The organism is Clostridiales bacterium (assembly GCA_017569285.1).
GTDB lineage: Bacteria > Bacillota > Clostridia > Christensenellales > Aristaeellaceae > Aristaeella.
Window position 1 is genome coordinate 1,076,503 of record CP069419.1, and the last position, 22,736, is coordinate 1,099,238.

Genomic DNA, 22,736 nt, shown 5'->3' on the forward strand with positions numbered 1-22,736 from the left:
AAACGGCACGAAGATCCTGCTGCACTTCGGCGAAACCGTGATCCCCGGGATGCTGAACGACAGCGAAACAGCTCAGGCTCTGATTGCCAAGCTGCCCTATACCCAGCACATGAGCCGCTATTCCCATGACTTCTGCGGCGTGACCGAGGATCTGCCCTACAATGAAGAAGAGCATTACGGCTGGCTGAACGGCGATATCGACTACGCCACCGACGCGCCTTACTTTACGATCCTGTTTGAGGATCAGGACGAATCTGAAATCTACGGCAGCCAGGTGAACATCGGCGTGATCACCTGCCCGCTGGCGGACATCGCGGCTCTGAATGGCAGCTATGACGTGCTGATTGAGTTGGACGAAAGCGAAGAGGAGGAAGCATCCGTGATGCAGATGAAGATCAACGATACTCCGGTCACCGTGGCCTGGGAAGACAACGAATCCGTTTCCGCGCTGAAGGAACTGGCAGCGAACGACCTGACCATTCAGATGTCCATGTACGGCGGTTTTGAGCAGGTCGGCTCCATCGGTCAGCGCCTGCCCAGCAGTGATGTACAGACCAGCACTTCTTCCGGAGACATCGTGCTGTATTCCAGCAATCAGCTGGTGGTGTTCTACGGGAGCAATTCCTGGGCCTATACCCGGCTGGGACACATCACTGACAAGACCTCCGATGAAATGCGGATGCTCCTGAGCAACGGCGATGTGACGATCACACTTTCCATGAAATGATGATTGAAGGAGGAACACAGCATGAATCCCTTTATGTTCCACAATCCTGTTCGGGTTTACTTTGGTGAAGGTGCAGCAAAGCATGGACTGGAAGCTGAACTGTCTCAGGTCGGAAACCGCATTCTGCTGGCTTACGGCGGTGGATCCATCAAACGCAACGGTGTATATGACGAGATCGTCAGCCTGTTGAAAACAGCAGGAAAAGAAATCATCGAGTTTTCCGGTATTACGCCGAATCCGCGATATTCTGAGGTGCAGGCATGTGCAAAGCTGGCCCTGGAACAGAAGGTGGATTTTATGCTGGCGGTGGGCGGTGGCTCCGTGATCGACTGCGTGCGCACGGCAGCAGTGCAGGCGATGCTTGACGAGGATATCTGGGAATACGAAACAGTGCAGCATAAGCTGCCCCGGGACGCCATCCCCATGGGCATCGTTCTGACCCTGGGCGGCACCGGCAGCGACATGAACTGGCTGGCCGGCGTCAACTATGAAGAGAAGCATGAGAAGGTGACCTTCGCGGGGAAACATGCTGTATTCAACATCATCGATCCTGCGTACACAGTGAGCGTTCCGACGAAGCAACTGCTGACCGGCGCCTTCGACACGCTGAGTCACTATATGGAAACATACTTCGGCAAGGGCAGCTTCGTCAGCGACGAAATCATGGAAGCGATCATGCGCAATGTGATCCGCAATGCCAGGACGATCAAGAATGATCCGAAGAACATGGACGCCCGCAGTGAGCTGCTGTGGGATTCATCCCTGGCTCTCAGCGGCCTGCCCGGTGCCGGGAAGATGAGCGACTTCCAGTGCCACAGCATTGAGCACTGGATCAGCGGATACACCGACGCTAACCATGGAAGGACGCTGGCTGTTCTTCATCCGGTAGTGTACCGGTATATTTTTTCCGCTGCGCCGGAGAAGTTTGCCCGCTTTGCCACCGAGGTCATGAGCGTGGACACCGCCGGAAGGAGTCCGCTGGAAACGGCGCTGGCCGGCATCGACGCGCTGGAATTATTCATCCGCGAACTGGGTTTGCCAACGAATTTCACTGAACTGGGGATTGACGTGGACGATGCCATGCTGGAGACCATCGCGGATCAGTGCAGGCCTAATCCCGGCTGCTGCAGGCAGCTCACCAGGGAAGATTTCCTCACGATCCTGAAAACCTGTGCCGGAAAGTAAAGGAACCACGCATGCGAATACTGGTTTTAAACGGCAGCCCCCATCCTGACGGAGCGACTGCTGATATGGTTGCAGCCTTTGAAAAAGGCGCAAAGGAAGCCGGACACGACGTTGTCACTTTCTCTGTGGCCCGCATGAATGTGAAGGGCTGCCTGGGCTGCGAATACTGCCATAACAAGGGCGAAGGCAAGTGTGTGCAGCAGGACGATATGCAGAGGCTTTATCCTGAGTTTTTCTCTGCCGACATGGTGGTGTTTGCTTCACCCATCTACTACTTTACGTTCTCCGCCCAGCTGCAGGCCGTGATCCATCGCACCTATGCCTTCGGTATTCCGAAAAACGTGAAGCAGACCGCGCTGATCCTTTCCTCCGGCGACGCCTTTGTCTATGGTCCGGCCATTACCCAGTACTACCAGTCCATCGTGGAGTATTGGGGCGTGAAAAATGCAGGAATCTTCACAGCTAGCGGTGAAAAAAATAAGTCCGAGGAGAAACGGCAGGAGCTGTACGCATTCGGAAAGGCTCTGAAAAAAGAAAATGCACAATGAAGCAAATGATCAACCATTTCTACCAGGCTGAATAATCCGTTCCGAGGAAGATGCATTGAGGAGACAAGGATGCCGCATATCAAGAGATGCCATGATGGAAAGCTTTGGCGTAGGTTTATCGTACTTTTTGTCTGTTCACTTGTGACAGGGTGCATTTCAATTCACAGCGCAAAAGGAGAAAGCACCATGTTATTGAAGCCTGTAATTGAACAGAACGGAAACGCCATCGAAGGTGTGCTGTATACTCCGAATGGTGAAGGCCCGTTTCCGACGGTCATCCTGACACACGGGTTCACGGGCAACTATACGTATATTACCGGAAATATCGCCAAAGAACTGGCGAAGGCAGGGTTTGCTGCCTATGCCTTCAATCTCCGCAATCCGGATACGAGGAGCATGCTGAACACATCCGTATTGACAGAGGCGGCCACCCTGGACACGGTCATCGACCAGATCAAAGCGCTTGATTGCGTTGATCCGGAACAGGTATTTCTTCTGGGCGAGAGCCAGGGCGGATTTGTATCCGCTTATGTCGCCGCCCGGCGCGAGGATATTCAGGCGCTGGTTCTGTACTATCCGGCGTTCGTGCTGCAGGATGATGCGAAGGAGAGAAATCCCGGCTGGGATGAACCGGGGCACGTTTTTCAGGATGATCCTTCCTTTGGCGTGAGCGCCATCTATGCCCGGGACGCCTTGTCTTTCGATATCTATGAGGTCATCGTAGGCTATCATCGGGATGTGCTGATCGTTCACGGGGACAGGGATACAGTTGTTCCGCTTGCTTATTCGGAACGCGCCGTTGCAGTGTACGATCACGCGGAACTGAAAATCATCAATGGAGCGGGGCATGGATTCTATTCCGGCGAGCCCTTCCGGATTTCCACGCAGTACGCAAAAGATTTCTTGACCTCACACATCCAGTGATTGCATACCGAGAATCCCGAATTTCAGATAGCTTTCCGACTGGCAAAGGGAGATACTCAGCAGTGTTCTGCTTTTCAAGAATTGTGTCAGAAAAACGTGCCGCTGAACGGCAAATCGGAGAAATACTGCCGCATACGGTGCGACGGAGCCGCATCTGCAGTTTCGCAGGGCAAAAGAACCCGGGCCTCCGCCGTGTAAAGTCGTCGGCTGTTATGCTTTCCTGTATTCCTTCTTCGCCAGCCACCCGCGGAAGAGTCCGCCTTCAAACAGGGAAATGATGACGAAGAAGATGTCCGCGAAGATGATGAAGACAAAGGACGGAATCAGGATGCGGGTATATTTTTTCCCGCTTCCGGTTCCTTTGCGGATATGATGCCCCATGCGGGCCAGGAAGAACAGGACGCCCAGGTTGAAGAACAGCAGCAATGCCGTGCTTTCCCCGAAGCTGATCCATGCGTCCTTCGGGAAGAAGTTCCCCGTGTTGAGCGCGCTGAGCAGCGTGTTCAGCGCCAGCAGCCCGATCTGCACCACAAACAGGATGCGGGTCACGTTCAGCATGACGCCTCCGCCGATTCCGACGCCGCCGCTCCAGGTCAGGCCGGCCCGGCTGCAGAAATGTTCGAAATTCTGCATCAACGGCTCATTCTGTTTGCCCTCAATGAACCCGTTGTTGGCAATGCAGTAGACGTTCAGTTTCAGGTTGTTCTCCTTGCAGAAAGCCTCCATCTTTTCCAGGAAGCGAAGCAGGTGGGATGGAATGCTGTCCACATAGAGGGGAACGCCGAATACAACGTTCTGCGCGTCCCGGAGCTGTTCCAGGATACGGTCATAATCCGCCGGGGTGCGCAGCTTTTCGGTCACCTTCTCCCCGCTCACAAACAGCCGCTGCAGGGCCAGGAAATAGGAGGAAGCGCAGAAGCGCTTTTTCGGGCTGCAGTTGATCAGTACGGTTTTCATAGCAATCCCTCCAGTTCTGAGAGGTCCTCAATGAACCTGACTTCGGTTCGTTCGAATCCATCATTCACCGCATTGCGTTCCGCCAGGTACCGGAAGGTGGCCTTCTCATCTTCGGTAGCCTCACCGTAGACAATCACCTTCCACAGCCCGTGCCGGCCGTATCGCAGCGTATGGTGCATCTGCCGTCCCCGGTAGGTGCTGAGGGGCGTGGATGTGCCGATTGAGCGGTCCAGGACGTTTTTGATATCCGCGCTGTATCCGCCGTACAGGTTCTTCGTGACGATCACCAGCTCGTCCGCCGATCCGATGATCCGGCAAACCTGCTGCAGGGTATCTTTCATAAAGCATTCCGCCGGATGCTTCGTCCAGCAGCCGAAGCACCCCTGGCACGGGGCGTATTTTCCGTCTGCCGCAACCGCCCGGTCGCATTTTGCCTCAACCAGGCCGGAATACTGTTGGTCCAGGTCGTGAATAATGACTGTCATGAATTTCCCTCCTGTACGGCTGCGAGCACTGCGCCGTTCCAGGCGCGCTCCAGGTGTTTTGCGATCAGCTTTTCATCAAATTCCAGGTGGTTGTTGGCAATAATGCTGGCATATCCATGGGCAAACATCGCGACCGTCAGGAATACGCCCCGGGTCTGTTCCAGGCTCAGCCCGGCTTCTTCCTGCATCGCCGCGAGGAGCGGTGCCAGGCCTTCGGAATTCACCATTTCCAGGAGGCTTCTTTCTTCCGCGTAACCGGACTGGAACAGGAATCGGAACCACTGCGGCTCCTCCACGGCAAAGCGGATGTAGTTCAGCCCAATGCTCAGCACGGGATCCATGCCCGCCGGGCAGTTCATCATATATTCGAAATGCAGCCGATCCACTTTTTCAAAAGCGGCTCTCTTCAGCTTTTCAATCGTTTCAAAATGATACATCACCGGCTGGGTGGAGCAGTTCAGCTGTCCGGCCACCGTCCGGACATTGACGCTTTCAAATCCGCTTTTCCGGACAATTTCAACTGCGGCATCGATGATCATGTCCTTTGTGATTCTCGTCTTTGGCGGCATGTGCGAGGCGCCTCCTTTTCACAACATTCGTTATGTAACATTTGTTATATTACTCATTCCGGTTCAGTTTGTCAACCGGGTTTTTTTCTCTGTCGCTTATTTCCTGGCCTGTACAATCCTGTGCACAGCATTCCCGTGCGGAATTCCTGTGCTTTTGATTCGGCCCCTGCGTTGCTTTTTTCCCGGCAAGCGGGTAAAATGACACCGTTTCTACCCGATGAAAGGACGGACCGGATCATGAACCTCAGAGACCTATCTGAACTCAGGCGGCGGCTGAACCCTGCCAAGCGCAACCCTTCCGTAATCTGCGGCTGCTATGTGGACCATATCGGCAATCTCATCACCAGCTTCCAGCTGGCCGTTGCCACCCTCAATGAACAGGAGAACGAGCGGTATATGACCATCTTCAGGAAAGTTCTTTCCGGACAGATCGGCCAGTCGCTCACGCCCATCGCGTTCCCGGCGGAAGCGGATGATATCCTGCTCCGGGCAAGGGATACCGCGCTGGCGGATGAAGCCGTGCTGCAGGATATCTTTACCCGGCTGATCTCCGGCATCCGTGCGGAGCATCCGGACATGCAGTCCGTGGAGGATGCGCAGAACGCGGAAAACTGGCTGATCCTAATGCTGCATGATGATGTTGATGTCCGGAAGCGCGATGTGAACGAAGAAATCGATTATGAAAACTCCGACCGCGCATTCAGCTATGTTCTCTGCGCCGTCTGCCCGGTCAAACAGGAAAAGCCGGCGCTGCGGTATGTTCCCGCGGACAGCGTTTTCCACGAGCGCATCCCGGAGTGGCTGGCCGGCAATCCGGAGCTGGGCTTCCTCTTCCCGCTTTATGAAGGCGGCGCCGCCGACGTAAACACCATGCTTTTCTTCAGCCGGAACAGCAGCAATGCCCATGAGGCATTCCTGAAAGCGGCTTTCAATGTGGAAGCGGAGATGCCCGCCTCGGAGCAGACCGATAACTTCCAGGCCCTGCTGGCCCAGGCGCTGGGAACCGAATGTTCCCTGGATGTGGTCCAGGAAATGCATGAAACAGTGTCTGAGCTCATCGAAGAGCAGCAGAAGGATAAGGACGCCGAGCCCCTCATGCTCTCCAAGCAGGATGTGGCCCGGGTCCTGACGGATGCCGGAGTGTCCGAGGAGAAAACGGAAGCCTTCCAGAAGGGCTTTGATGCCACCTTCGGGGCCGGGGCGGTCCTGCCCGCGGTCAACATCGTGACGCCCAAGCAGTTCAAGGTGGACCTGCCCAGCGTATCCATCAAGGTGGATCCCAAGCAGGCGGATCTGCTGGAAACCCGGATCATCGACGGCCGCAGCTACCTGCTGATCCCGATTGAAGGCGATATCGCCGTCAACGGCCAGCCGGTGTTCGCGACAAAGTAATTTTCTGCGGAGCGTGAAACAGATGAATTACCGGATCATTGAAGGCACAGATCAGATCAACCTGGATGATGTTGTCCGGCTGCTGAAAACCACCTATTGGGCCGACAAACGGTCCCGGGAACAAATCCTGAAATCCATGGAGAATTCATCCTGCTACGGCATCGTCCTGGAAGGCCGGGAGCACCTGGCCGGTTTTGCCCGGGTCATCAGCGATTACGCGACCTCCTGGTACCTGTGCGACGTGGTGATTGATCCGGAGTGCCGGCACCGGGGGTTGGGGAAAGCCCTGGTGTCCCATATTGCCTCGCTGCCGGAATTTGCAGGCATCCGCGGTTTCCTGTTCACCCTGGACGCCCACGGCCTGTATGAAAAATACGGCTTTGAAAAAGTGGAAGGCCGGGTCATGGTCCGGGCGCCCGGCAGGGTCTGAGGGAGGTTCTGTATGGCGGATAAATCCTTATATGTGCTTGCGGGATACGATGACCGGACAGAGAGCATCCTGGCCGGAATGCAGGAAAAACTCTATGGAATGGGTTTCACCGGTATCCAGACAAAGAACATTCCCATGCATTTCACCCTGGGATCCTACAGCACCGACCGGGAAGCGGAACTGAAAGCCCGCCTCACGGAGATCGCGGAAACGCAGGAAGCCTTCCCCGTTTCCTTCAGTCATATCGGCCTGTTCAGGCTGCCGCAGAATGACGTCCTGTTTGCTGCTCCGTCAGTCACCCGGGAGATGCTGGCGCTGAAGGACCGTTTTATGGACAGCAGTGATCCCTTCAGCTGGTCACCGCATACTACCCTGCTGATTGACAAACCGGATGTGGTTCAGCAGGCAATTCCTGCTGTCCTGGATGGTTTCTCCGCCATGGACGGAAAAGTGACTGTCCTGCATTTGTATGAATTCTGGCCAACCCAGCATATCCTGTCCGTATCACTGAAATAGAGGCCAACCTGTGATAAAGGAACAGGCTCTTTTTTCCCGCAGACCATCCGCACCCATGAAAGGAAATCAGTATGAAGCACAAACGGCTGAACCGGGACCAGTGGGGATTCCAGTACTATCCGTATTACCAGATGCGGATTGATGATGACCTGTTCCATGGCATGGCGTGCCTGATCCGCAATACGGACGGAGAGGACGGGGAAAGGAATTACTGGGAAACGCCTGCCGGGGAACGGATGCAGGTCACCGGCGGCGGAATGACCTGGCTTGCACTGGTTCCGGACAATACCCATCGGGTGATCACCGTCATGTATTACCCGGACGGGGCCCATGATCCGGAGCGAAAGCAGTATCCGGTACCCGCCAGTGAAAAATACCAGCCTTCTGTCTGGTATATCGATATCACGGACGGGTTTGGATATGATGAGGACGGAATCATGTTCTTCCTCGACAAATACCTGGATGTCATCCTGTTCCCGGAGGGCGGTTTCAAAATCGACGACCGGGATGAACTGGACCGGGCATATGAATCCGGGGAGCTAAGCCGGGAGCAGTATGAATCTGCCCTGGCGGAGGGAGATGAAATCATCCGGGAGTACTGCGGGGATGTCCGCAGGATGGACGCCTGGTGTGCAGCGGTCCGGCAGCTGGCGGAAGACCGGATTGCCGCCGGGGAACCGATTACCATGTGTCGGGAAATCCGGGAATGGAAGGAAAAGCAGGGAAAATAAATCTGCATGATCATACAGCAAACGGCCCGGATGCGGTTCCGGGCCGGATCCTGAAAAACGGAGGACGAACGGGATGGCCCCGCTGATCATCACCCATTATTTTGTGCACGGAACGGACCCGTGGCAGAATATCATGCTCCTGCCGGAGACGGAAGCATTCAGCAAAGCTGCGGAGCTCGCGGCTGCCCATGAGGGAATGGAATCTTTTGGCCGCTTTGCGGACTTTATCCACTATTACCCGCTGCGGAAAACCGCGGATGAATGGGTGCGGAAGGAGTTCATCCGGCTTGGCGGCCGTCCCCGGCTGGAGCATCCCTACAGCTTTGTCTTGGGGGAAAGCAATTACCTGAAGAAATGGTTTGACCAGGGTGACAGCCTGCAGATCCCGCTGGACCGGGTCCCAGAAGACCAGGTCAGCTTTACCCTGGGAGACAGCTGCGCCAAGCTTTCAAGAGGAGATACCCTGGAAGTGCTCACAAAGCAGATGCTTCTCGGGAAACTCAGTGCCTTCGGCGATTCCGTGGAAAAGCTGATTCAAAGCATCGCCCCGTACGGGTACGTGGAAGTACAGCTGTGGTTCCGGCCGGAGCAGGAGAGTCAGCCTGCGTCTTCTCACGAATGAACAGCTCGTCGGTGTCCTTTTGAAGAACAGATATCCGCCGGGAACAGCAAAACGCCGGAATCCCGGCGTTTTTTCTTTTCCTGTGCGGATGACCGCGCACAAAAGGGCTTGCATTCTGGAAACAATGGAATATAATGTCGTAGTAAGATACACCTAACTTATGTGAATTGTTCATTCCTCTCCCCTGTTTCTGCATTCACATAATTGCGTTAGTTTATTTTATATTCAGGAGTCGCAGATGAAGAGCTATACACCGGAAAAGCTGGTTGCGGTCAGCCGGTATCGGAAGTTTTTCCCCACACTGCCGGAAGAGATCAGGCAGGATGTCTTCCGGAGGATGAATGCCCTGCTGGAAGAAGAGCGCCGGTACTGTGATAAGGGAAACTATAAGCACATTGCGCAGATCCTGACTTCCATTGCCCTGTATCAGTCCCTGCAGGCCCACGGCCGGTCCGAAGAGGAAGCGTATCGTATTGTCTCCACGGAAATGTGGAAAGCGCTGACGCCCGGGACGTATCAGAAACTGGCCCGGCGCTCCTGGTTCCTGCCGGCCATGAAGAAAATCCTGCCGTTCGGCTTCCGCCATGGTTCCGGGACAGGCTGGAAGTATGAATAGCACCTGGATGAGGATCCCAAAGACCGGTTTCATTTTGAATGCCGGGAATGTGTCTACCGGCATATCTTTGAAGAGCAGAACCTGATGAAGCTGGGTGCCATGTTCTGCCATTCCGATATCATCAATTTCGGCAGCCTCCCCTACACGGATTTCAGGCGGAGCAAAACCCTCTGCCAGGGCGGCGACTGCTGCGATTTCGATTTTGTCCGTCATTCAACAGACGCCGGAAACGGCTGGGAACGGACCCAAAGCATTTAAGCGGGAAATCATCGTGATATCCTTTTCGGCCTGAAGGAGGTCAGCCCCTGTTATGATTCCGGCCATAGCAGTCCTGGCCTCGATCTGCACGCTGTTCTGAAAGAAGGAGGAGCCATGAAATACACAGGAATGCCGTTCGGGATGTGGCTGCTGTTTGGCCGGTCGTTCAGGAAGAGCCTGACGTCCGTCCTGGAATATGACGGGAAGGCCGCCGGGATCATCACAGCGAAAGCCAAAGGAAAGTACAGGGAAATCATCCGGAAACTGCCCGAATTTGAAAAGGGGGACCGGTTCAGAATGAATGTTGTCAGCTGCGCCATGCTGTGCGCGTTCTTTCTCAGCATGCCGGAGCGTCCGTCCGTGGATGACGCGGCGGAATACTACCGGGATTCCATGATGACCGGCGCGATGAGGACGTTCTGCCGGCTGAAAGGAAAACAGAAATTCTCGGAAAAGGATGTGGCCGGCATGAAGGCCACCGCGGCAATGCGGGCAGCCGACCGAAATCCCTATTCCTGGAACATGGCTTTCCTCCCGTATCCCAATGACGGCGGCTATGAAGCCCGGTTCACAAAATGCGGCATCTGCACGCTGATGAAGGAGCTGGGCCTGTATGACCTGACGCCGGCAATGTGCCGGTTGGATTATACGATGAGTGAAGCCGGCGGCACCGATCATTTTGTCCGAACCTATACCCTGGCGTCCGGCGGTCCGTACTGTGACTGCGGATATCGGAAGAAAAACACAGCCTGACCGCAGTCAGGCACGAGGAGGAAACATTCATGCAGTTTGATGAAATGGGCAGGAAAAACGGAAAAACCCTGATGCTCCTGCCGGGAACCGCCTGTGATTACCAGACGAATTTCGATGCGGTGCTGGACAGGCTGGCTGCGAAGTACCACCTGATCTGCGTCAACTATGACGGGTTTGACGGCAGCGGCACGGTATTTCCGGATATCATCACCGTCACCGGGAAGATCGAGGAATACATTCTCCGGAACCATGGCGGGCGGCTGGACGGAGCCATCGGTTCCTCCCTGGGGAGCACTTTCGTCGGCCAGCTCATCCAGCGGCAGAACGTCCATCTGGATCACGGCATATTCGGCAGCCCGGACCTGGACCAGAGCGGTAAATTCAGCGCCTGGCTGCAGTCCAAACTGGTCGTGCCGCTGCTCACCGGCTTCACCGGAAGCGAAAAGAAGCGGAAAAAGTCAAAGGAAAAGCTGAAGCGCTTCTTTGAGATGAGCGATGAGATGGCCGATAAGTTCATCGACTGCTTCGCCCGTTTCAGCCCGGAATCCATCCGGAATGAATACTATACAGACCTGCTCACCTGGCTGGAAGACGATATCCATGTGGAGCATACCCGGGTGCATTTTATCTATGCCCGGAAAATGGGTGAAAAATACCTGAACCGGTACCGGAAATATTTCCGGAACCCGGATATCCGGGAGTTTGATATGCAGCATGAGCAGTGGCTGTTCGGCGGGGAACAGTACACCGGGCCGGTGCTGAAAGCCATTGATGAATTCATGGAAATGCCGGTGTAAGGGAGGCTGCCCCGGCATTCCTGGATCCATTCTCAGCAGAATTCCATTCAGCATCTTATGATCGTCCTGTGCATAGACAAATTGACGATCATTTTTTTCCATTGTAAAATATGGCGGTATATGATTGAAAAAGAGGTGGCCGCGCCGTGAAACACGGGGGAAATGTCTGGGGTTCGGGGGATCCGTCCGGATGGGTGGATTTTTCCGCGAACCTTCGTCCGGACGGTCCTCCCCGTTGGGTGCGGGAAGCGGTCTGTGACGCCCAGCGGGATATCCGGTTCTATCCGGATCCGGATATGAAGCGTGCCCGGGAAGGTCTTTCAACGTTCCTGGGTATCCCGGCGGACTGTGTGCTGCCGGTTCCCGGCGGAATCGCGGCAATCGATCTGGCGCTCGGTTTATCCCCCGGCTGTGTTTATATCCAGCCGCCGACCTTCAGCGGGTATGCGGAGCGGGCCAGGGTCCATGGCCGTCCGTTTGAAACCTGGGCCGGAAAATGCCGCCCGGGTGATACCCTGGTAATCTGCAATCCCAACAATCCGACCGGCAGCGTCCGGAAACCGGCGGAACTGCTCACCCTCCTGGATGCCTTGTCGGCCGGGGGCGCAGGCCTGCTGGTCGATGAAGCCTTTATTGAATACTGTCCGGAATACAGCCTGCGCGGTTTCCTCCGTCCGGGGCTGATAATTGCCGGCTCCCTGTCCAAGATCCTGGGAACACCCGGGATCCGGCTGGGCTATATCTGCGCGGTGCCGGAAACGGTCCGGACCCTGCGGGAGCAGATGTTCCCCTGGCCGCTGGACGCGTTCGCTTCGGAAATCGCCGCGCGGCTCCCGGAACATGCGGAGGAGATCCGTGCGGACTGCCGGCTGAATGCGGAACGCCGGAACGCTTTTGCCGGGCAGCTGCAGGCCCTCGGCGCGGAAGTTTATCCGTCGGAAAGCAATTTCCTGCTGGCTGATTTCCGCCGGAATATGTCCGAAGCGGCGGAGCAGCTGAAAGCCCGCGGGATCCTGGTCCGGACCTGTGCGTCCTTCGGCCTGCCGGGCAGTTTCTGGCGCCTGGCCGTAAAAAAAGAAGCGGAAAACACCCATCTTGTCAGTGAACTGGAGGAGATCCTGCATGCGCGGTAAATGCCTGATGGTCCAGGGGACCGCCTCATCCGTCGGAAAGAGTGTCCTGTGCAGCGCCTTCCTCCGCATTATGAAGCAGGACGGCTGGAAGGTCGCCCCGTTCAAGGCGCAGAACATGTCCCTCAATTCCTTTGTCACGCGCAGCGGGCTGGAAATGGGCCGTGCCCAGGTGACGCAGGCCCAGGCCGCCGGCATCGAGCCGGAAGCCTGCATGAATCCGGTGCTGCTCAAGCCGACCGGAGACCGCCGCAGCCAGGTGATCGTCGAGGGGAAAGCCATCGGGAACATGACCGCCATGGAATACCATCAGTACAAACCGGCCCTGCGCAGGCGGATCAAAGAGATTTACGACTTCCTGGAAGCCAAAGTGGACTGTGTGGTCATTGAGGGCGCCGGAAGCCCCGCGGAGATCAATCTCCGGGAGGGCGACATCGTCAATATGAGCATGGCACAGTCCGCGGACGCTCCGGTCATCCTCGTGGGGGATATCGACCTCGGCGGCGTGTTCGCCTCCCTCCTGGGAACGGTGATGCTGCTGACGGAAGAGGAGCGGAACCGGGTTAAGGGGATCATCATCAACAAGTTCCGGGGAGATGTCAAAATCCTGGAACCCGGTTTAAGGATGCTGGAGGACCGGATCCATATACCCGTCCTCGGCGTCGTTCCGTGGATGGATGTGGAGCTGGAGGATGAGGACAGCGTCACGGAACGTTTCCGCCGCCAGGGCGGTGCAGGAGATATTGATGTTGCCGTGGTGAAGCTCCGCCATATTTCCAACTTTACCGATTTCCAGTCCCTGGCCCTTCAGCCGGGCTGCCGCCTGCGTTATGCGGAGAATGCCGGCGATCTGGAAAGCGCCGACCTCATTGTCCTTCCCGGCACCAAGAATACGATTGAGGACCTGATCGACCTGCGGAACCGCGGGCTGGACCAGGCCGTTATCCGCCATGCGCGCCGCGGCAGAATGGTCGTCGGTATCTGCGGAGGATACCAGATGCTCGGTAACCGGCTCCGGGATCCGGATCATACGGAATCCGCCGTTCCGGAAGCTGCCGGGCTTGGTCTGCTGGATATGGATGTGGTTTTTGAAAAGGAAAAGCAGACCGCGCAGGCGGTCGGTGTAATCACCGGTGCTTCCGGATGGACTGCACCCTATGCCGGAACGGAGATAGACGGCTATGAAATCCATGCGGGAAAAGTAACGGTCGGACCGGAAGCGGTTCCGTGGCTGCAGATCCGCGGACAGGCGGACGGCATCATGAACCGGGAAGGCAATGTGCTCGGCACCCACCTGCACGGCCTGTTTGACGACGGGCAGCTGTTTGCCGCAGTCGCGTCCCAGGTCCGTACACTGCGCGGAGATTCGGATCCGGCTGCCGCCCCGGTCAGCTTTGAGGAATTCCGGGAAAAGGAATTTGACCGGATTGCGGCCATCGTCCGCAGCAGTGTGGATATGGATGCCGTATACCGGATTATTCGCGGGGAGGCAGTTTCATGCGTTTCGGAATCCTTGCGCTGATTGCCGGTTTCCTGCTGGATCTGCTGCTGGGAGATCCGGAATGGCTGTATCATCCGGTCCGGCTGATCGGCAAATATATCTCCTTCGCGGAAAAGCGCCTCCGCGCCCGGGGTGGCAATCTGCGGAAAAGCGCAGTGCTTCTCACCGCGTCCACCGTCCTGCTGACCATGGCCGCTGCCGCGCTGATCCTGTTCCTGCTCCATCTTGCGGGACAGATTCCCCTTTTCATCGGTATGGCGCTGATGAACTGGATGGGAATCGCCGTCACCTGCATGGCAAAGGAAGCCGGGGATGTGGAAAAATCGTTTGACCGCGGAATCTATGCTGCCCGGAACCAGGTTGCGCGCATTGTCGGCCGGGATACCAGCCGACTGGATGAGGAAGAAATCGTGAAGGCCGCGGTGGAAACCGTGGCGGAGAACACCACGGACGGAGTCATCTCCCCGCTGTTCTGGGCGCTCCTCGGCGGCCCGGTCCTGCTCTGGGGCTTCAAGGCTGCCAATACACTGGATTCCATGGTGGGCTATATGGACGAGAAATACCGGGATATCGGCTGGAGCAGCGCAAAGCTGGATGATGTGCTGAATTATCTTCCTGCCCGGCTGACCGCCGTGCTGATGACCTGCGCCGCCTTTCTGGGCGGCCTGGACGGAAAAAACGCCTGGCGTATCGTCCGCCGGGACCACGCTAATCACAAAAGTCCCAACTGCGCGTGGAGTGAAGCGGCCGCCGCCGGCGCGCTGCATATCCAGCTGGGCGGAACGCATGAATACTTCGGAAAGCCTGTACTGAAGCCGACCATCGGCGACGCGGACCGTCCGGCCGAAAGGAAGGATATCCGCCTGGCCGTCCGACTGCTCTATATTACTGCTTTCCTGATGATGGCCGTCATTGCGGTCATCGGATTACTGTGGGGGATTTGGATATGAACAGCACAGATCACAGCAGCCATTTTTTCCGGAACACGGAATGCGAGCACTTCCCGTGCCATGCAGGCATCTGCGAAGAGGAGTTCAACTGCCTGTTCTGCTACTGCCCGCTCTATACGCTCGGAAAGCAGTGTGGCGGCAATTTCCATTATACCGAAAAAGGGGTCAAAAGCTGCCGTGACTGCACCTTCCCGCACCGGAAGGAAAACTACCGGCAGATCATTGCCCGGTTTGATGAAATCAAGGCCGTTGTCCGGCGGATGGATGGAGAGGAAGAATGAACGTACAGCAGCAAGCCCGGAAACGGTGGGACAGCATTGCCAAACCGCTGCATTCCCTCGGGCTCCTGGAAGACCTGGTCGTCCGGATTGCCGGGACACAGGGCACGCCGGACGTTCGCATTGACCGGCGCTGCGCGCTGGTCTTCTGTGGGGACCACGGGGTAGTCCGGAAGGGCGTCAGCCAGGCTGGCAGCGAAGTCACCGCCCTCGTCGCGAAGTCCATCGCGGAGGGAACCGGGAACATTAACCTCATGGCATCCTCTGCAAACGCGGACGTGCTGGCTGTCGATATGGGAATGCTGACCCGGGTGCCTGGAACGACGGACCGGCATGTGGGAAGCGGTACCGCGGACATCACCGAAGGTCCTGCCATGAGCCGTGAACAGGCGGAAAAAGCGGTCGCGGCCGGAATCGATATGATGAAGACCCTCTCGGAACGGGGGTACCGGATCGCCGTCATCGGTGAGATGGGCATCGGCAACACAACGGCCGCCAGCGCCGTCACATCGGTATTGCTCGGCCTGCCTCCCGAAGAGGTTACAGGCCGCGGCGCGGGGCTTTCCGATGCGGGGCTCCGGCGGAAGATCGCCGCGATCCGCCGGGCCGTTGAGGTCAACCGGCCGGATGCGGATGACCCCATGGATGTCCTCGCTAAGCTCGGCGGATTTGAACTGGCCGGGATGGCCGGAGCGTATCTCGGCGGCCTGAAATACCATATTCCGACCATTCCGGACGGAATGATTCCCGCGGCATCCGCCCTTCTGGCTTCCCGGATGAATTCCGAAGTCACCGATACCCTGCTGCCCGGTCCGGTCAGCAAAGAGCCGGCGGACCGCCTGATCCTGGATTCCCTGGGACTGGAACCGGTGATCTGCGCGCAGACGGCGCTGGGGGAAGGAACCGGCGGAATCCTGCTGCTGCCCCTGCTGGATATGGCGCTGAAGGTTTACAACGGGCCGCATACTTTTGAAGCATTGAAAATGGAGGCGTATTCGCCCCAGGAGGAACTGCCGTGATTATTCTGGTCACCGGGGGCAGCGGCTGCGGAAAGTCGACCTGGGCGGAGAAGCTGGTGCAGTCCCTGCTTTCCGGAAAACGGGTATATATCGCCACGATGCAGGTTTATGACCGGGAGTCGGAAATCCGGGTGCAGCGGCATCGGGCCCAGCGGGCCGGCCTGGGATTCCGGACCGTTGAATGCGAAAAAGACCTGGCGTCTGCACCGGTGGAAGACGGAAGCGTCGTGCTGCTGGAGGACCTGGTCAATCTGACCGCCAACGAAATGTTTGACGGCGGCAATCCGGCCCGGATTGTTCCCGCCCTGCAAGACCTGGCCGCACGGTGCAGCCACCTGGTCATGGTCACCAACGACCTGTTTTCCGACGGCGGGAATTATTCCCCTTCCGTGCAGGAATACCTGCGCTGCCTGGCGGATATTCACCGGGAGGCAGCCGGGATGGCGGACTGTGTGGTTGAAATGGTTTATTCCATTCCGGTTGTGCTGAAAGGAGAGGTCCCATGCCTGTGTTCCGTTCCCTGCTGATCGCGTTTTCCACCTATTCCCGCATTCCCGTTCCGCAGGTGGAATGGAATGAGGAAAACCGCCGCTGGAGCATGTGCTTCTTCCCGCTGGTCGGCCTGGTCATCGGCCTGCTGCTGTGGGGCTGGCTGGCCCTGTGCGGCAGCCTGAAGATCGGCCCGTTCCTCCGGGGCGCGGTTTCCGCGATAATTCCCCTGCTGCTCACCGGCGGAATCCATATGGACGGCTATATGGATACCATTGATGCCCTGGCCTCCTGGCAGCCGAAGGAAAAGCGCCTGGAGATCCTGAAGGACAGCCATGTCGGCGCCTTTGCGGTCATGGGCTGTGCGGGATACCTGCTTCTTTCTGCAGCGCTTTATGCCGAGGCCGCTCCCGCTGACGGGATCCGCTTCATCGGCGTGTTCGTGCTGTCCCGGGCGCTCAGCGCCTTTGCGCTGCTGCGGCTGAAGAATGCCCGGAACCAGGGCATGCTGGATGACACGGCCAAAGCCTCCGGGCAGCATGCGGTCATGCTCAGCTGCGCCGTCTACGCGGCTTTGTGCCTGCTCCTGTGGCTCATCTCCGGCGGCTGGATTGCCCCGCTCTGCGCGCTGGCGGCAGTGCTTTGCTTCCTGTATTATCAGCATATGGCCTATAAACAGTTCGGCGGAGTCACCGGCGACCTGGCAGGCTGGTTCCTGCAGGTCACGGAGCTGGTGCTTTCCGCGGTAATCGTGATCGGAGGGAAACTGCTGTGAAACTGTATATCGGCGGGGCATACCAGGGCCAGGAAGAGCTGGCGCGGCGGGAGAATCCCGGCGCCCCGGTCTTTCCGGATTTCCATGAAACCATCCGCCGGGAGGTCGTGAAAGGCGGTCTGGATCCCCGTGCTTTTGCGGAACAGTTCTGCCGGGAGCATCCGGATGCAGTGGTTGCCGCGGACGAGGTCGGTGCGGGCGTTGTGCCGTTGGCAGCGGAAGACCGTGCCTTCCGGGAAGCGGTCGGCCGTGTGCTGTGCGTCATCGCCCGGAATGCCGTTGAAGTCACCCGGTGCGTATGCGGAATCGGGGTGCGGATCAAATGAGCTGGATCCTCATCCGCCACGGAATGACGCAGGGGAACCTGGAAAAGCGGTATGTCGGCAGCCGGACCGATGAGCCGCTCTGCCCGGAGGGGATCCTCCGGCTGAAACAGCTTTCATATCCGGATGTGCAGTGTGTATATGCCAGTCCCATGAAGCGCTGCCTGGAAACGGCCGGAATCATTTATCCCGGCCTTCCCGTCCGGATTGTTCCGGATTTCCGGGAATGCGACTTCGGCGCGTTTGAGTATAAAAACTATACTGAGCTGAACGGAAACGCAGATTACCAGGCGTGGATTGACTCCGGCGGCACGCTGCCCTTCCCCGGCGGTGAAAGCCGTGAAGCGTTCTCCGCCCGCAGCGTTGCGGCTTTCCGTTCCCTTCCGCCCTGCGGGGAAAAGGAAAACCGTGCACTCATCGTGCACGGCGGTACCATCATGGCGATTATGGAAGCCATGGCTTCCCCGAAGGGGTCCTATTATGATTTCCAGGTCCGGAACGGACTCGGGTATATTCTGGAAAATGACGGTTCATACAAAGCCCTCGGGTTCTGATTCGTCTGTCTCCCGGTCCGGTCATTCCTGCCACTGGGAGAGCATTTCCCGCATCCATTCATATACGTTCATTCCGTATACCTGCTGCAGGGTATCGGGTGCCATCACCTCGCGGATTTCCCCATGGGCGATGCTTTTTCCGTGATCCATCAGGATCGCATGGGTTCCGTAACGCCTGGCCAGGCTCAGGTCATGTACCACAGACAGCACAGCCCTGCCCGGTTCTTTGAGCCATTCCCGGATCAGGGAGAAAATATGCTGCTGGTATTTCAGGTCCAGGTGATTGGCCGGTTCATCCAGGATCAGTACCTGGGGATTCTGGGCAAACACCTGGGCCAGGAAAACCCGCTGGGTTTCCCCGCCGGACAGTGTCAGCATGCTGGCATGCCGCAGCTCCGTCAGTCCGGTCATTTCCAGCGCTTTTTCCACCTGCGCCTCTCCGGCGTCATCCCGGCCGGAAAACAGGCCGCCCTTATAGGCATACCGCCCCAGTCCGACCACTTCTTCCACCGTATAGGCATAGCTTACATTGTTCTTCTGGGACAGTACGCCGATCCGCTGCGCCAGCCGGGCAGCCTTCATGCTGCGGATATCTTCGTTTTCCCACCGGATGCTTCCGGTATACGGAGTCCCCTGCGCGATCGTTTCAATCAGCGTGGACTTTCCCGCGCCATTCGGGCCGGCCAGCATCAGCCATTGCCCTTCGTCCAGGCGGAAGGAAAGGTCATCCACCACAGCGCTGTCCCCGTAGCGGACGGTGATATGTTCTCCTGTCAGCATCCGCATCACCCCGCCTTCCTGGTCCGGTAGAAAATAATGACAAAGGAAACCGCCCCGACGATGGATGTCACCACACCGATCGGGAGCTCGATGGGGCTGAGGAGCGTACGGGCCGTCAGGTCCGCGAGCAGCAGGAAGATTGCCCCGGAAAACAGGGCGCCGGGCAACAGGCGTTTATGGTTCGGGCCGACCAGCATCCGGGCAATATGCGGCATGATCAGGCCCACAAAGCTCACCGTACCCGCAATGGAAACGCATACGCCGATCAGCACGGAAACAGTGATCAGGATAATCAGCTTCACCCGCTTCACATTCACGCCGATATGGCGGGCATTGTCCTCCCCGATCGCGAATGCGTTCAGTTCCGGGCTGTACCGGATCAGGATCCCCCCGCAGAGGAGAAGGGCCGCGCCCATCACCTTCACGTGGTCATAATTCGTCCCGGAGAAGGATCCCATCGTCCAGAAGCTCAAAGACCGGGTATGGTCGCTGGCAAAGGTGATCACCAGCGAGATGATGGCAGACATCAGCATCGTAAAGATTACGCCGATCAGGATGATACTGCCGGTGCTCAGCGAGCGGTCCAGCGTATAAGCCAGCGAAAGGATCAGGATCAGGGAGCCGAAGGCAAATGCCATGGCCATCACCATGCTGCCGCCGAAGGAAATCCCCGGCAGGGTAAATCCGGTCGCGATCGCGATGATCGCGCCCAGTGCCGCGCCGGAGGATACGCCCATCGTGGATCCGTCGGCAAGCGGATTGCGCAGCAGCCCCTGCATGGCCGCGCCGCATATGGATAAAGCCGCCCCGGCCAGCGTCACACAGAGGACGCGGGGCAGCCGGACATTCAGGATGATATTTCGGGCGATGTTCTCGGGAATGGGCAGTCCCCATACCGCGTTCCATACCGCGGTCACTGTATCGGAAAAGGAAATCCGGACACTGCCGACACAGATGCACAGCGCCATTGTAAAGAACAATGCAACCGTCAGTAAAAGATAGGTCAGGGGAGTAAATTTCTCCCGTCTGAGCTGTCGTGTATCCTGCATGGTAACCTCGTGGTAAACCGGGGAGCCGGAAACAATCCGGCTCCCCGGAGAATGGAGAATCAGGCAGCCGGTGCTTCTTCGGCCTCGATATCATTCACAAAGTTGTACAGTTCGATGGCGGCATCCTTCAGGCGGGGGCTGGGCCGGGCCATGCAGCTGTCGTCGTCATTGAAGACCTTTACGTTTTTGATGGCGCTGATATCTTCCCAGCCGTTCCGGGAAAGAACTTCCTCAACGCCCTCGCTGCCCATGCCGGTAATCAGCACGATATAATCCGGATTGCGTTCAATGACCTGCTCCTCGCTGACCATTGCCCAGGCGTCTTCCAGGTCGTCAAAGATGTTCTTCAGGCCGCAGATTTCCGCCAGCTCGTTCATATAGCTGCTGCGTCCGGCGGAATACAGGCCCCACTGCAGCGGGGAAATCTCAAAGTATACTTTTTTGTCCATGCCGGCGCTCTTGGCTTTGATCTCGTCAAAAGTGCTCTGCATATCGGCAATCAGTGCCTCCGCTTCCGCGTCCTTGCCCATCAGCTTGCCGATCAGGGTGATCGCGGTGTACACGCTCTCGATGTTGGAGGTGGTGCTCACAACGACCTTCACGCCGTTGTCTTCCAGCTGCTGTACCTGTTCTTCGCTCTGGCTCATGCTGTTCAGCAGCACAACCTGGGGCTCGAGCTTCAGGATTTCTTCCACATTGGTCTCTGCGCCGGACTGGACCACCGGCACGTCCAGGATGGAAGCCGGGTAATCCACATACTTTCCGCGTCCGACAATCGTATCCTCGCAGCCCAAGGCGCACAGGATCTCACAGTCGGAAGGCTGCATCACAACGATGCGGGTGGCCGGCTCAGCCAGGGTGATTTCACGGTCAAACATATCCTTCACCGTGATCCCGGTGTCCTCAGCCAGCACAGAGGCGGTGCCGAAGACCATCAGGAGAGCCAGGAAAAGGGAAACCAGTTTCTTGGACATATCATGTCCCTCCTCAAAAAATGATCAAATGAATCAGCGGGAGGGTGTTTTCACAAAAGAAAAGCGTCCCTCCCCGAGGCACGCCAACAAAACCCGCATGTTTTTGCCTTGCAGGTTTCCTAGCATATCCCACCCCCAGGGGAATGATCAATTCACGGTGTAAACAAGTCTCCCGGCTTGGCCTCATCCTACTTGCACACCTTCCCGTCTGTCCGACAGTGGCTTCTGAACGTGCTTTCGTCCGCTTCACGGTTACTGGGATAGCCCGGAACTTTCATCCGTATTCCTATGACGCTTCATTCTCCATAAAGCGCCGCGCATCGCTGCGCAGATACACCGGCTATTCATTTGTCGTGAACATTATATAGTCCGCGGAACCGCCCGTCAATTGATCATTGTGTTCCGGGCCGCAAAAGGATACAATCAGTATACATGATAGCCGGAACAGGCAGTGGAGGAATCTGGCATGCTTACCCGCGATGAGTTTATCCGGCGCTTTTCTTCAGGCGTTCATCTGCTGGACGGAGCCACCGGGACGGAACTGTGGAAAGCCGGAATGCCCCGGAACGTCTGCCCGGAGCAATGGATCCTGGAGCATCCGCAGCCGCTGCTGGCCCTCCAGCAGGCATATGCATCCGCCGGCAGTGAAATCATCTATGCTCCGACGTTCCGGGCCCAGCCCCTGGCACTGTCAAAATGGAACCTTGCGGAGAAAGCAGAATCAATCAACCGGGAACTCGTTGCGCTTTCCCGAAAGGCCGCCCCGGGCTGCCTGGTGGCGGGAGACATAACCACCATGCACGGGTGTATTGATCCCGGACAGGAAGACAGTCCCCGGCAGATGAAAGCGGCTTACCTCCGCCAGATGGAAGCGCTGATCGCTGCCGGTGCGGATCTCCTGGCGGCGGAGACGCTGATGGATTCCGCGGAAGCGCTCGCAGTCCTGGAACTTGCAAAGGGTCCGGATGTCCCGGCGGTAATGGTTTCGTTCACCTGCAGAAATGCGGATTATCTCTGGTCCGGGGAAACAATTGCGGAGGCGTTTGAAGCCGTGGAAAAAGCCGGAGCGGCAGCCATCGGTGTCAATTGCGTCGCAGCTTCGGATGAACTGCCGGACTTCATCGCGAAAGTTCGCGCTCGAACCGCCCTGCCGGTGATCTGCAAGCCGAACGCCGGAATTCCGTCCAATGGGAAATATCCGGTCGGGAAAACCTGTTTTGCTTCCATTTTGCTGGACTGTGTGAAAAGCGGCGCGGTCCTGGTCGGCGGCTGCTGCGGAACCACTCCGGAATACATCCGCCTGATCCGGGAGTATCTGGATTCCCGGCACCCGGATAATCCCGCTGGCATTGACACCCGCCGCCATCCTTGATTATATATTTAAGTCCTGATATGTAAAAACCA

At 57.3% G+C, this 22,736-nt stretch carries 29 protein-coding genes and 1 riboswitch; of the genes, 23 read left to right on the forward strand and 6 right to left on the reverse strand.

From position 1 onward, the window contains the following. The first annotated feature begins 109 nt into the window (after positions 1-109). The 4 genes from JNO48_04755 to JNO48_04770 all read left to right on the forward strand — a co-directional run bounded on the left by JNO48_04755 (position 110) and on the right by JNO48_04770 (position 3,384). The gene (locus JNO48_04755) at positions 110-727 is read left to right on the forward strand and encodes a hypothetical protein (protein ID QTE69680.1); all 618 of its coding nucleotides are present in this window, start codon (positions 110-112) and stop codon (positions 725-727) included. Positions 728-748: 21 nt separating this feature from the next. Continuing rightward, positions 749-1,912, forward strand: coding sequence for an iron-containing alcohol dehydrogenase (locus JNO48_04760; protein QTE69213.1), 1,164 nt, complete (start codon positions 749-751; stop codon positions 1,910-1,912). An 11-nt stretch (positions 1,913-1,923) separates the two neighbouring features. Then, positions 1,924-2,460, forward strand: a complete 537-nt coding sequence (locus JNO48_04765; GenBank protein QTE69214.1) for a flavodoxin family protein — start codon at positions 1,924-1,926, stop codon at positions 2,458-2,460. A 186-nt stretch (positions 2,461-2,646) separates the two neighbouring features. Continuing rightward, complete coding sequence (locus tag JNO48_04770) at positions 2,647-3,384, forward strand: alpha/beta fold hydrolase (GenBank protein QTE69215.1); 738 nt, start codon at positions 2,647-2,649, stop codon at positions 3,382-3,384. 210 nt (positions 3,385-3,594) lie between these two features. Here the strand turns inward: JNO48_04770 and JNO48_04775 are convergent, their stop codons facing one another. Genes JNO48_04775 through JNO48_04785 form a run of 3 tightly spaced genes read right to left on the reverse strand, consistent with a single transcriptional unit; the run spans position 3,595 to position 5,395 of the window. Next, positions 3,595-4,341, reverse strand: a complete 747-nt coding sequence (locus tag JNO48_04775; protein QTE69216.1) for a hypothetical protein — start codon at positions 4,339-4,341, stop codon at positions 3,595-3,597. Continuing rightward, on the reverse strand, positions 4,338-4,826 hold the full coding sequence (locus JNO48_04780; GenBank protein QTE69217.1) for a flavodoxin family protein: 489 nt from the start codon (positions 4,824-4,826) through the stop codon (positions 4,338-4,340). Before JNO48_04780 ends, JNO48_04775 begins: the two co-directional genes overlap by 4 nt. Beyond that, complete coding sequence (locus JNO48_04785; protein QTE69218.1) at positions 4,823-5,395, reverse strand: TetR/AcrR family transcriptional regulator; 573 nt, start codon at positions 5,393-5,395, stop codon at positions 4,823-4,825. The genes JNO48_04780 and JNO48_04785 overlap by 4 nt, the downstream gene beginning before the upstream one ends. Before the next feature lie 237 nt (positions 5,396-5,632). Here JNO48_04785 and JNO48_04790 point away from each other — a divergent pair, with 237 nt between their 5' ends. The 18 genes from JNO48_04790 (at position 5,633) to JNO48_04875 (ending at position 18,529) form a co-directional block, all read left to right on the forward strand. Next, entirely contained in the window at positions 5,633-6,787 is a 1,155-nt protein-coding gene (locus JNO48_04790; GenBank protein ID QTE69219.1) for a DUF4317 domain-containing protein, read from the forward strand. A 22-nt stretch (positions 6,788-6,809) separates the two neighbouring features. Next, positions 6,810-7,217, forward strand: coding sequence for a GNAT family N-acetyltransferase (locus JNO48_04795; protein QTE69220.1), 408 nt, complete (start codon positions 6,810-6,812; stop codon positions 7,215-7,217). Between the two features lie 12 nt (positions 7,218-7,229). Then, on the forward strand, positions 7,230-7,733 hold the full coding sequence (locus JNO48_04800; GenBank protein QTE69221.1) for a 2'-5' RNA ligase family protein: 504 nt from the start codon (positions 7,230-7,232) through the stop codon (positions 7,731-7,733). Positions 7,734-7,804: 71 nt separating this feature from the next. Next, positions 7,805-8,464, forward strand: a complete 660-nt coding sequence (locus tag JNO48_04805; GenBank protein ID QTE69222.1) for a DUF402 domain-containing protein — start codon at positions 7,805-7,807, stop codon at positions 8,462-8,464. A 73-nt stretch (positions 8,465-8,537) separates the two neighbouring features. Then, complete coding sequence (locus JNO48_04810; protein ID QTE69223.1) at positions 8,538-9,086, forward strand: hypothetical protein; 549 nt, start codon at positions 8,538-8,540, stop codon at positions 9,084-9,086. A 238-nt stretch (positions 9,087-9,324) separates the two neighbouring features. Then, complete coding sequence (locus JNO48_04815) at positions 9,325-9,702, forward strand: hypothetical protein (GenBank protein QTE69224.1); 378 nt, start codon at positions 9,325-9,327, stop codon at positions 9,700-9,702. A 3-nt stretch (positions 9,703-9,705) separates the two neighbouring features. After that, complete coding sequence (locus tag JNO48_04820) at positions 9,706-9,960, forward strand: L-2-amino-thiazoline-4-carboxylic acid hydrolase (GenBank protein QTE69681.1); 255 nt, start codon at positions 9,706-9,708, stop codon at positions 9,958-9,960. Between the two features lie 114 nt (positions 9,961-10,074). Further along, on the forward strand, positions 10,075-10,713 hold the full coding sequence (locus JNO48_04825; GenBank protein QTE69225.1) for an L-2-amino-thiazoline-4-carboxylic acid hydrolase: 639 nt from the start codon (positions 10,075-10,077) through the stop codon (positions 10,711-10,713). Between the two features lie 203 nt (positions 10,714-10,916). Further along, complete coding sequence (locus JNO48_04830) at positions 10,917-11,510, forward strand: 2-hydroxy-6-oxo-6-phenylhexa-2,4-dienoate hydrolase (protein QTE69682.1); 594 nt, start codon at positions 10,917-10,919, stop codon at positions 11,508-11,510. Positions 11,511-11,656: 146 nt separating this feature from the next. Next, complete coding sequence (locus JNO48_04835; GenBank protein ID QTE69226.1) at positions 11,657-12,643, forward strand: histidinol-phosphate aminotransferase family protein; 987 nt, start codon at positions 11,657-11,659, stop codon at positions 12,641-12,643. 7 nt (positions 12,644-12,650) lie between these two features. After that, positions 12,651-14,162 (forward strand): cobyric acid synthase, encoded by a 1,512-nt coding sequence (locus JNO48_04840; protein QTE69683.1) that lies wholly within the window; start codon positions 12,651-12,653, stop codon positions 14,160-14,162. Next, a complete protein-coding gene (cobD, locus tag JNO48_04845) occupies positions 14,138-15,091 on the forward strand; it encodes a cobalamin biosynthesis protein CobD (GenBank protein ID QTE69227.1) in 954 nt (317 codons plus the stop codon). The genes JNO48_04840 and cobD overlap by 25 nt, the downstream gene beginning before the upstream one ends. Continuing rightward, positions 15,088-15,372, forward strand: coding sequence for a cysteine-rich small domain-containing protein (locus JNO48_04850; GenBank protein QTE69228.1), 285 nt, complete (start codon positions 15,088-15,090; stop codon positions 15,370-15,372). The genes cobD and JNO48_04850 overlap by 4 nt, the downstream gene beginning before the upstream one ends. After that, entirely contained in the window at positions 15,369-16,388 is a 1,020-nt protein-coding gene (gene cobT / locus JNO48_04855) for a nicotinate-nucleotide--dimethylbenzimidazole phosphoribosyltransferase (GenBank protein QTE69229.1), read from the forward strand. Before JNO48_04850 ends, cobT begins: the two co-directional genes overlap by 4 nt. Beyond that, positions 16,385-16,915 carry a bifunctional adenosylcobinamide kinase/adenosylcobinamide-phosphate guanylyltransferase gene (locus tag JNO48_04860; GenBank protein ID QTE69230.1) on the forward strand — a complete coding sequence of 177 codons (531 nt, stop codon included), beginning with the start codon at positions 16,385-16,387 and terminating at the stop codon, positions 16,913-16,915. Before cobT ends, JNO48_04860 begins: the two co-directional genes overlap by 4 nt. Further along, positions 16,891-17,652 (forward strand): adenosylcobinamide-GDP ribazoletransferase, encoded by a 762-nt coding sequence (locus JNO48_04865; protein ID QTE69231.1) that lies wholly within the window; start codon positions 16,891-16,893, stop codon positions 17,650-17,652. Before JNO48_04860 ends, JNO48_04865 begins: the two co-directional genes overlap by 25 nt. Further along, a complete protein-coding gene (locus tag JNO48_04870; protein ID QTE69232.1) occupies positions 17,649-17,978 on the forward strand; it encodes a bifunctional adenosylcobinamide kinase/adenosylcobinamide-phosphate guanylyltransferase in 330 nt (109 codons plus the stop codon). The genes JNO48_04865 and JNO48_04870 overlap by 4 nt, the downstream gene beginning before the upstream one ends. After that, positions 17,975-18,529, forward strand: a complete 555-nt coding sequence (locus JNO48_04875) for a histidine phosphatase family protein (GenBank protein QTE69233.1) — start codon at positions 17,975-17,977, stop codon at positions 18,527-18,529. The genes JNO48_04870 and JNO48_04875 overlap by 4 nt, the downstream gene beginning before the upstream one ends. Before the next feature lie 21 nt (positions 18,530-18,550). Here JNO48_04875 and JNO48_04880 read toward each other — a convergent pair whose 3' ends face one another. The 3 genes from JNO48_04880 to JNO48_04890 are packed head-to-tail and all read right to left on the reverse strand — an operon-like array spanning position 18,551 to position 21,332. Then, positions 18,551-19,315, reverse strand: a complete 765-nt coding sequence (locus JNO48_04880; GenBank protein ID QTE69234.1) for an ABC transporter ATP-binding protein — start codon at positions 19,313-19,315, stop codon at positions 18,551-18,553. Next, positions 19,315-20,358: an iron ABC transporter permease gene (locus tag JNO48_04885; GenBank protein ID QTE69235.1), complete on the reverse strand. Its 1,044-nt coding sequence runs from the start codon at positions 20,356-20,358 to the stop codon at positions 19,315-19,317. The genes JNO48_04880 and JNO48_04885 overlap by 1 nt, the downstream gene beginning before the upstream one ends. Before the next feature lie 59 nt (positions 20,359-20,417). After that, entirely contained in the window at positions 20,418-21,332 is a 915-nt protein-coding gene (locus tag JNO48_04890; GenBank protein ID QTE69236.1) for an ABC transporter substrate-binding protein, read from the reverse strand. 144 nt (positions 21,333-21,476) lie between these two features. Then, a riboswitch (cobalamin riboswitch) is annotated at positions 21,477-21,684 on the reverse strand. 114 nt (positions 21,685-21,798) lie between these two features. Here JNO48_04890 and JNO48_04895 point away from each other — a divergent pair. Continuing rightward, complete coding sequence (locus tag JNO48_04895) at positions 21,799-22,704, forward strand: homocysteine S-methyltransferase family protein (GenBank protein QTE69237.1); 906 nt, start codon at positions 21,799-21,801, stop codon at positions 22,702-22,704. Positions 22,705-22,736: the final 32 nt, after the last annotated feature.

Bases quoted from the DNA above. Each gene is read 5' to 3' on its own strand.
- JNO48_04770 (QTE69215.1), top strand. From the start codon at position 2,647: ATGTTATTGAAGCCTGTAATTGAACAGAACGGAAACGCCATCGAAGGT.
- JNO48_04790 (QTE69219.1), top strand. From the start codon at position 5,633: ATGAACCTCAGAGACCTATCTGAACTCAGGCGGCGGCTGAACCCTGCC.
- JNO48_04865 (QTE69231.1), top strand. From the start codon at position 16,891: ATGCCTGTGTTCCGTTCCCTGCTGATCGCGTTTTCCACCTATTCCCGC.
- JNO48_04760 (QTE69213.1), top strand. From the start codon at position 749: ATGAATCCCTTTATGTTCCACAATCCTGTTCGGGTTTACTTTGGTGAA.
- JNO48_04805 (QTE69222.1), top strand. From the start codon at position 7,805: ATGAAGCACAAACGGCTGAACCGGGACCAGTGGGGATTCCAGTACTAT.
- JNO48_04890 (QTE69236.1), bottom strand. From the start codon at position 21,332: ATGTCCAAGAAACTGGTTTCCCTTTTCCTGGCTCTCCTGATGGTCTTC.
- JNO48_04795 (QTE69220.1), top strand. From the start codon at position 6,810: ATGAATTACCGGATCATTGAAGGCACAGATCAGATCAACCTGGATGAT.
- JNO48_04815 (QTE69224.1), top strand. From the start codon at position 9,325: ATGAAGAGCTATACACCGGAAAAGCTGGTTGCGGTCAGCCGGTATCGG.
- cobD (QTE69227.1), top strand. From the start codon at position 14,138: ATGCGTTTCGGAATCCTTGCGCTGATTGCCGGTTTCCTGCTGGATCTG.
- JNO48_04755 (QTE69680.1), top strand. From the start codon at position 110: ATGAGCCGCTATTCCCATGACTTCTGCGGCGTGACCGAGGATCTGCCC.
- JNO48_04850 (QTE69228.1), top strand. From the start codon at position 15,088: ATGAACAGCACAGATCACAGCAGCCATTTTTTCCGGAACACGGAATGC.
- JNO48_04825 (QTE69225.1), top strand. From the start codon at position 10,075: ATGAAATACACAGGAATGCCGTTCGGGATGTGGCTGCTGTTTGGCCGG.
- JNO48_04895 (QTE69237.1), top strand. From the start codon at position 21,799: ATGCTTACCCGCGATGAGTTTATCCGGCGCTTTTCTTCAGGCGTTCAT.
- JNO48_04775 (QTE69216.1), bottom strand. From the start codon at position 4,341: ATGAAAACCGTACTGATCAACTGCAGCCCGAAAAAGCGCTTCTGCGCT.
- JNO48_04885 (QTE69235.1), bottom strand. From the start codon at position 20,358: ATGCAGGATACACGACAGCTCAGACGGGAGAAATTTACTCCCCTGACC.
- JNO48_04780 (QTE69217.1), bottom strand. From the start codon at position 4,826: ATGACAGTCATTATTCACGACCTGGACCAACAGTATTCCGGCCTGGTT.
- JNO48_04875 (QTE69233.1), top strand. From the start codon at position 17,975: ATGAGCTGGATCCTCATCCGCCACGGAATGACGCAGGGGAACCTGGAA.
- JNO48_04880 (QTE69234.1), bottom strand. From the start codon at position 19,315: ATGCGGATGCTGACAGGAGAACATATCACCGTCCGCTACGGGGACAGC.
- JNO48_04785 (QTE69218.1), bottom strand. From the start codon at position 5,395: ATGCCGCCAAAGACGAGAATCACAAAGGACATGATCATCGATGCCGCA.
- JNO48_04810 (QTE69223.1), top strand. From the start codon at position 8,538: ATGGCCCCGCTGATCATCACCCATTATTTTGTGCACGGAACGGACCCG.
- cobT (QTE69229.1), top strand. From the start codon at position 15,369: ATGAACGTACAGCAGCAAGCCCGGAAACGGTGGGACAGCATTGCCAAA.
- JNO48_04840 (QTE69683.1), top strand. From the start codon at position 12,651: ATGGTCCAGGGGACCGCCTCATCCGTCGGAAAGAGTGTCCTGTGCAGC.
- JNO48_04800 (QTE69221.1), top strand. From the start codon at position 7,230: ATGGCGGATAAATCCTTATATGTGCTTGCGGGATACGATGACCGGACA.
- JNO48_04765 (QTE69214.1), top strand. From the start codon at position 1,924: ATGCGAATACTGGTTTTAAACGGCAGCCCCCATCCTGACGGAGCGACT.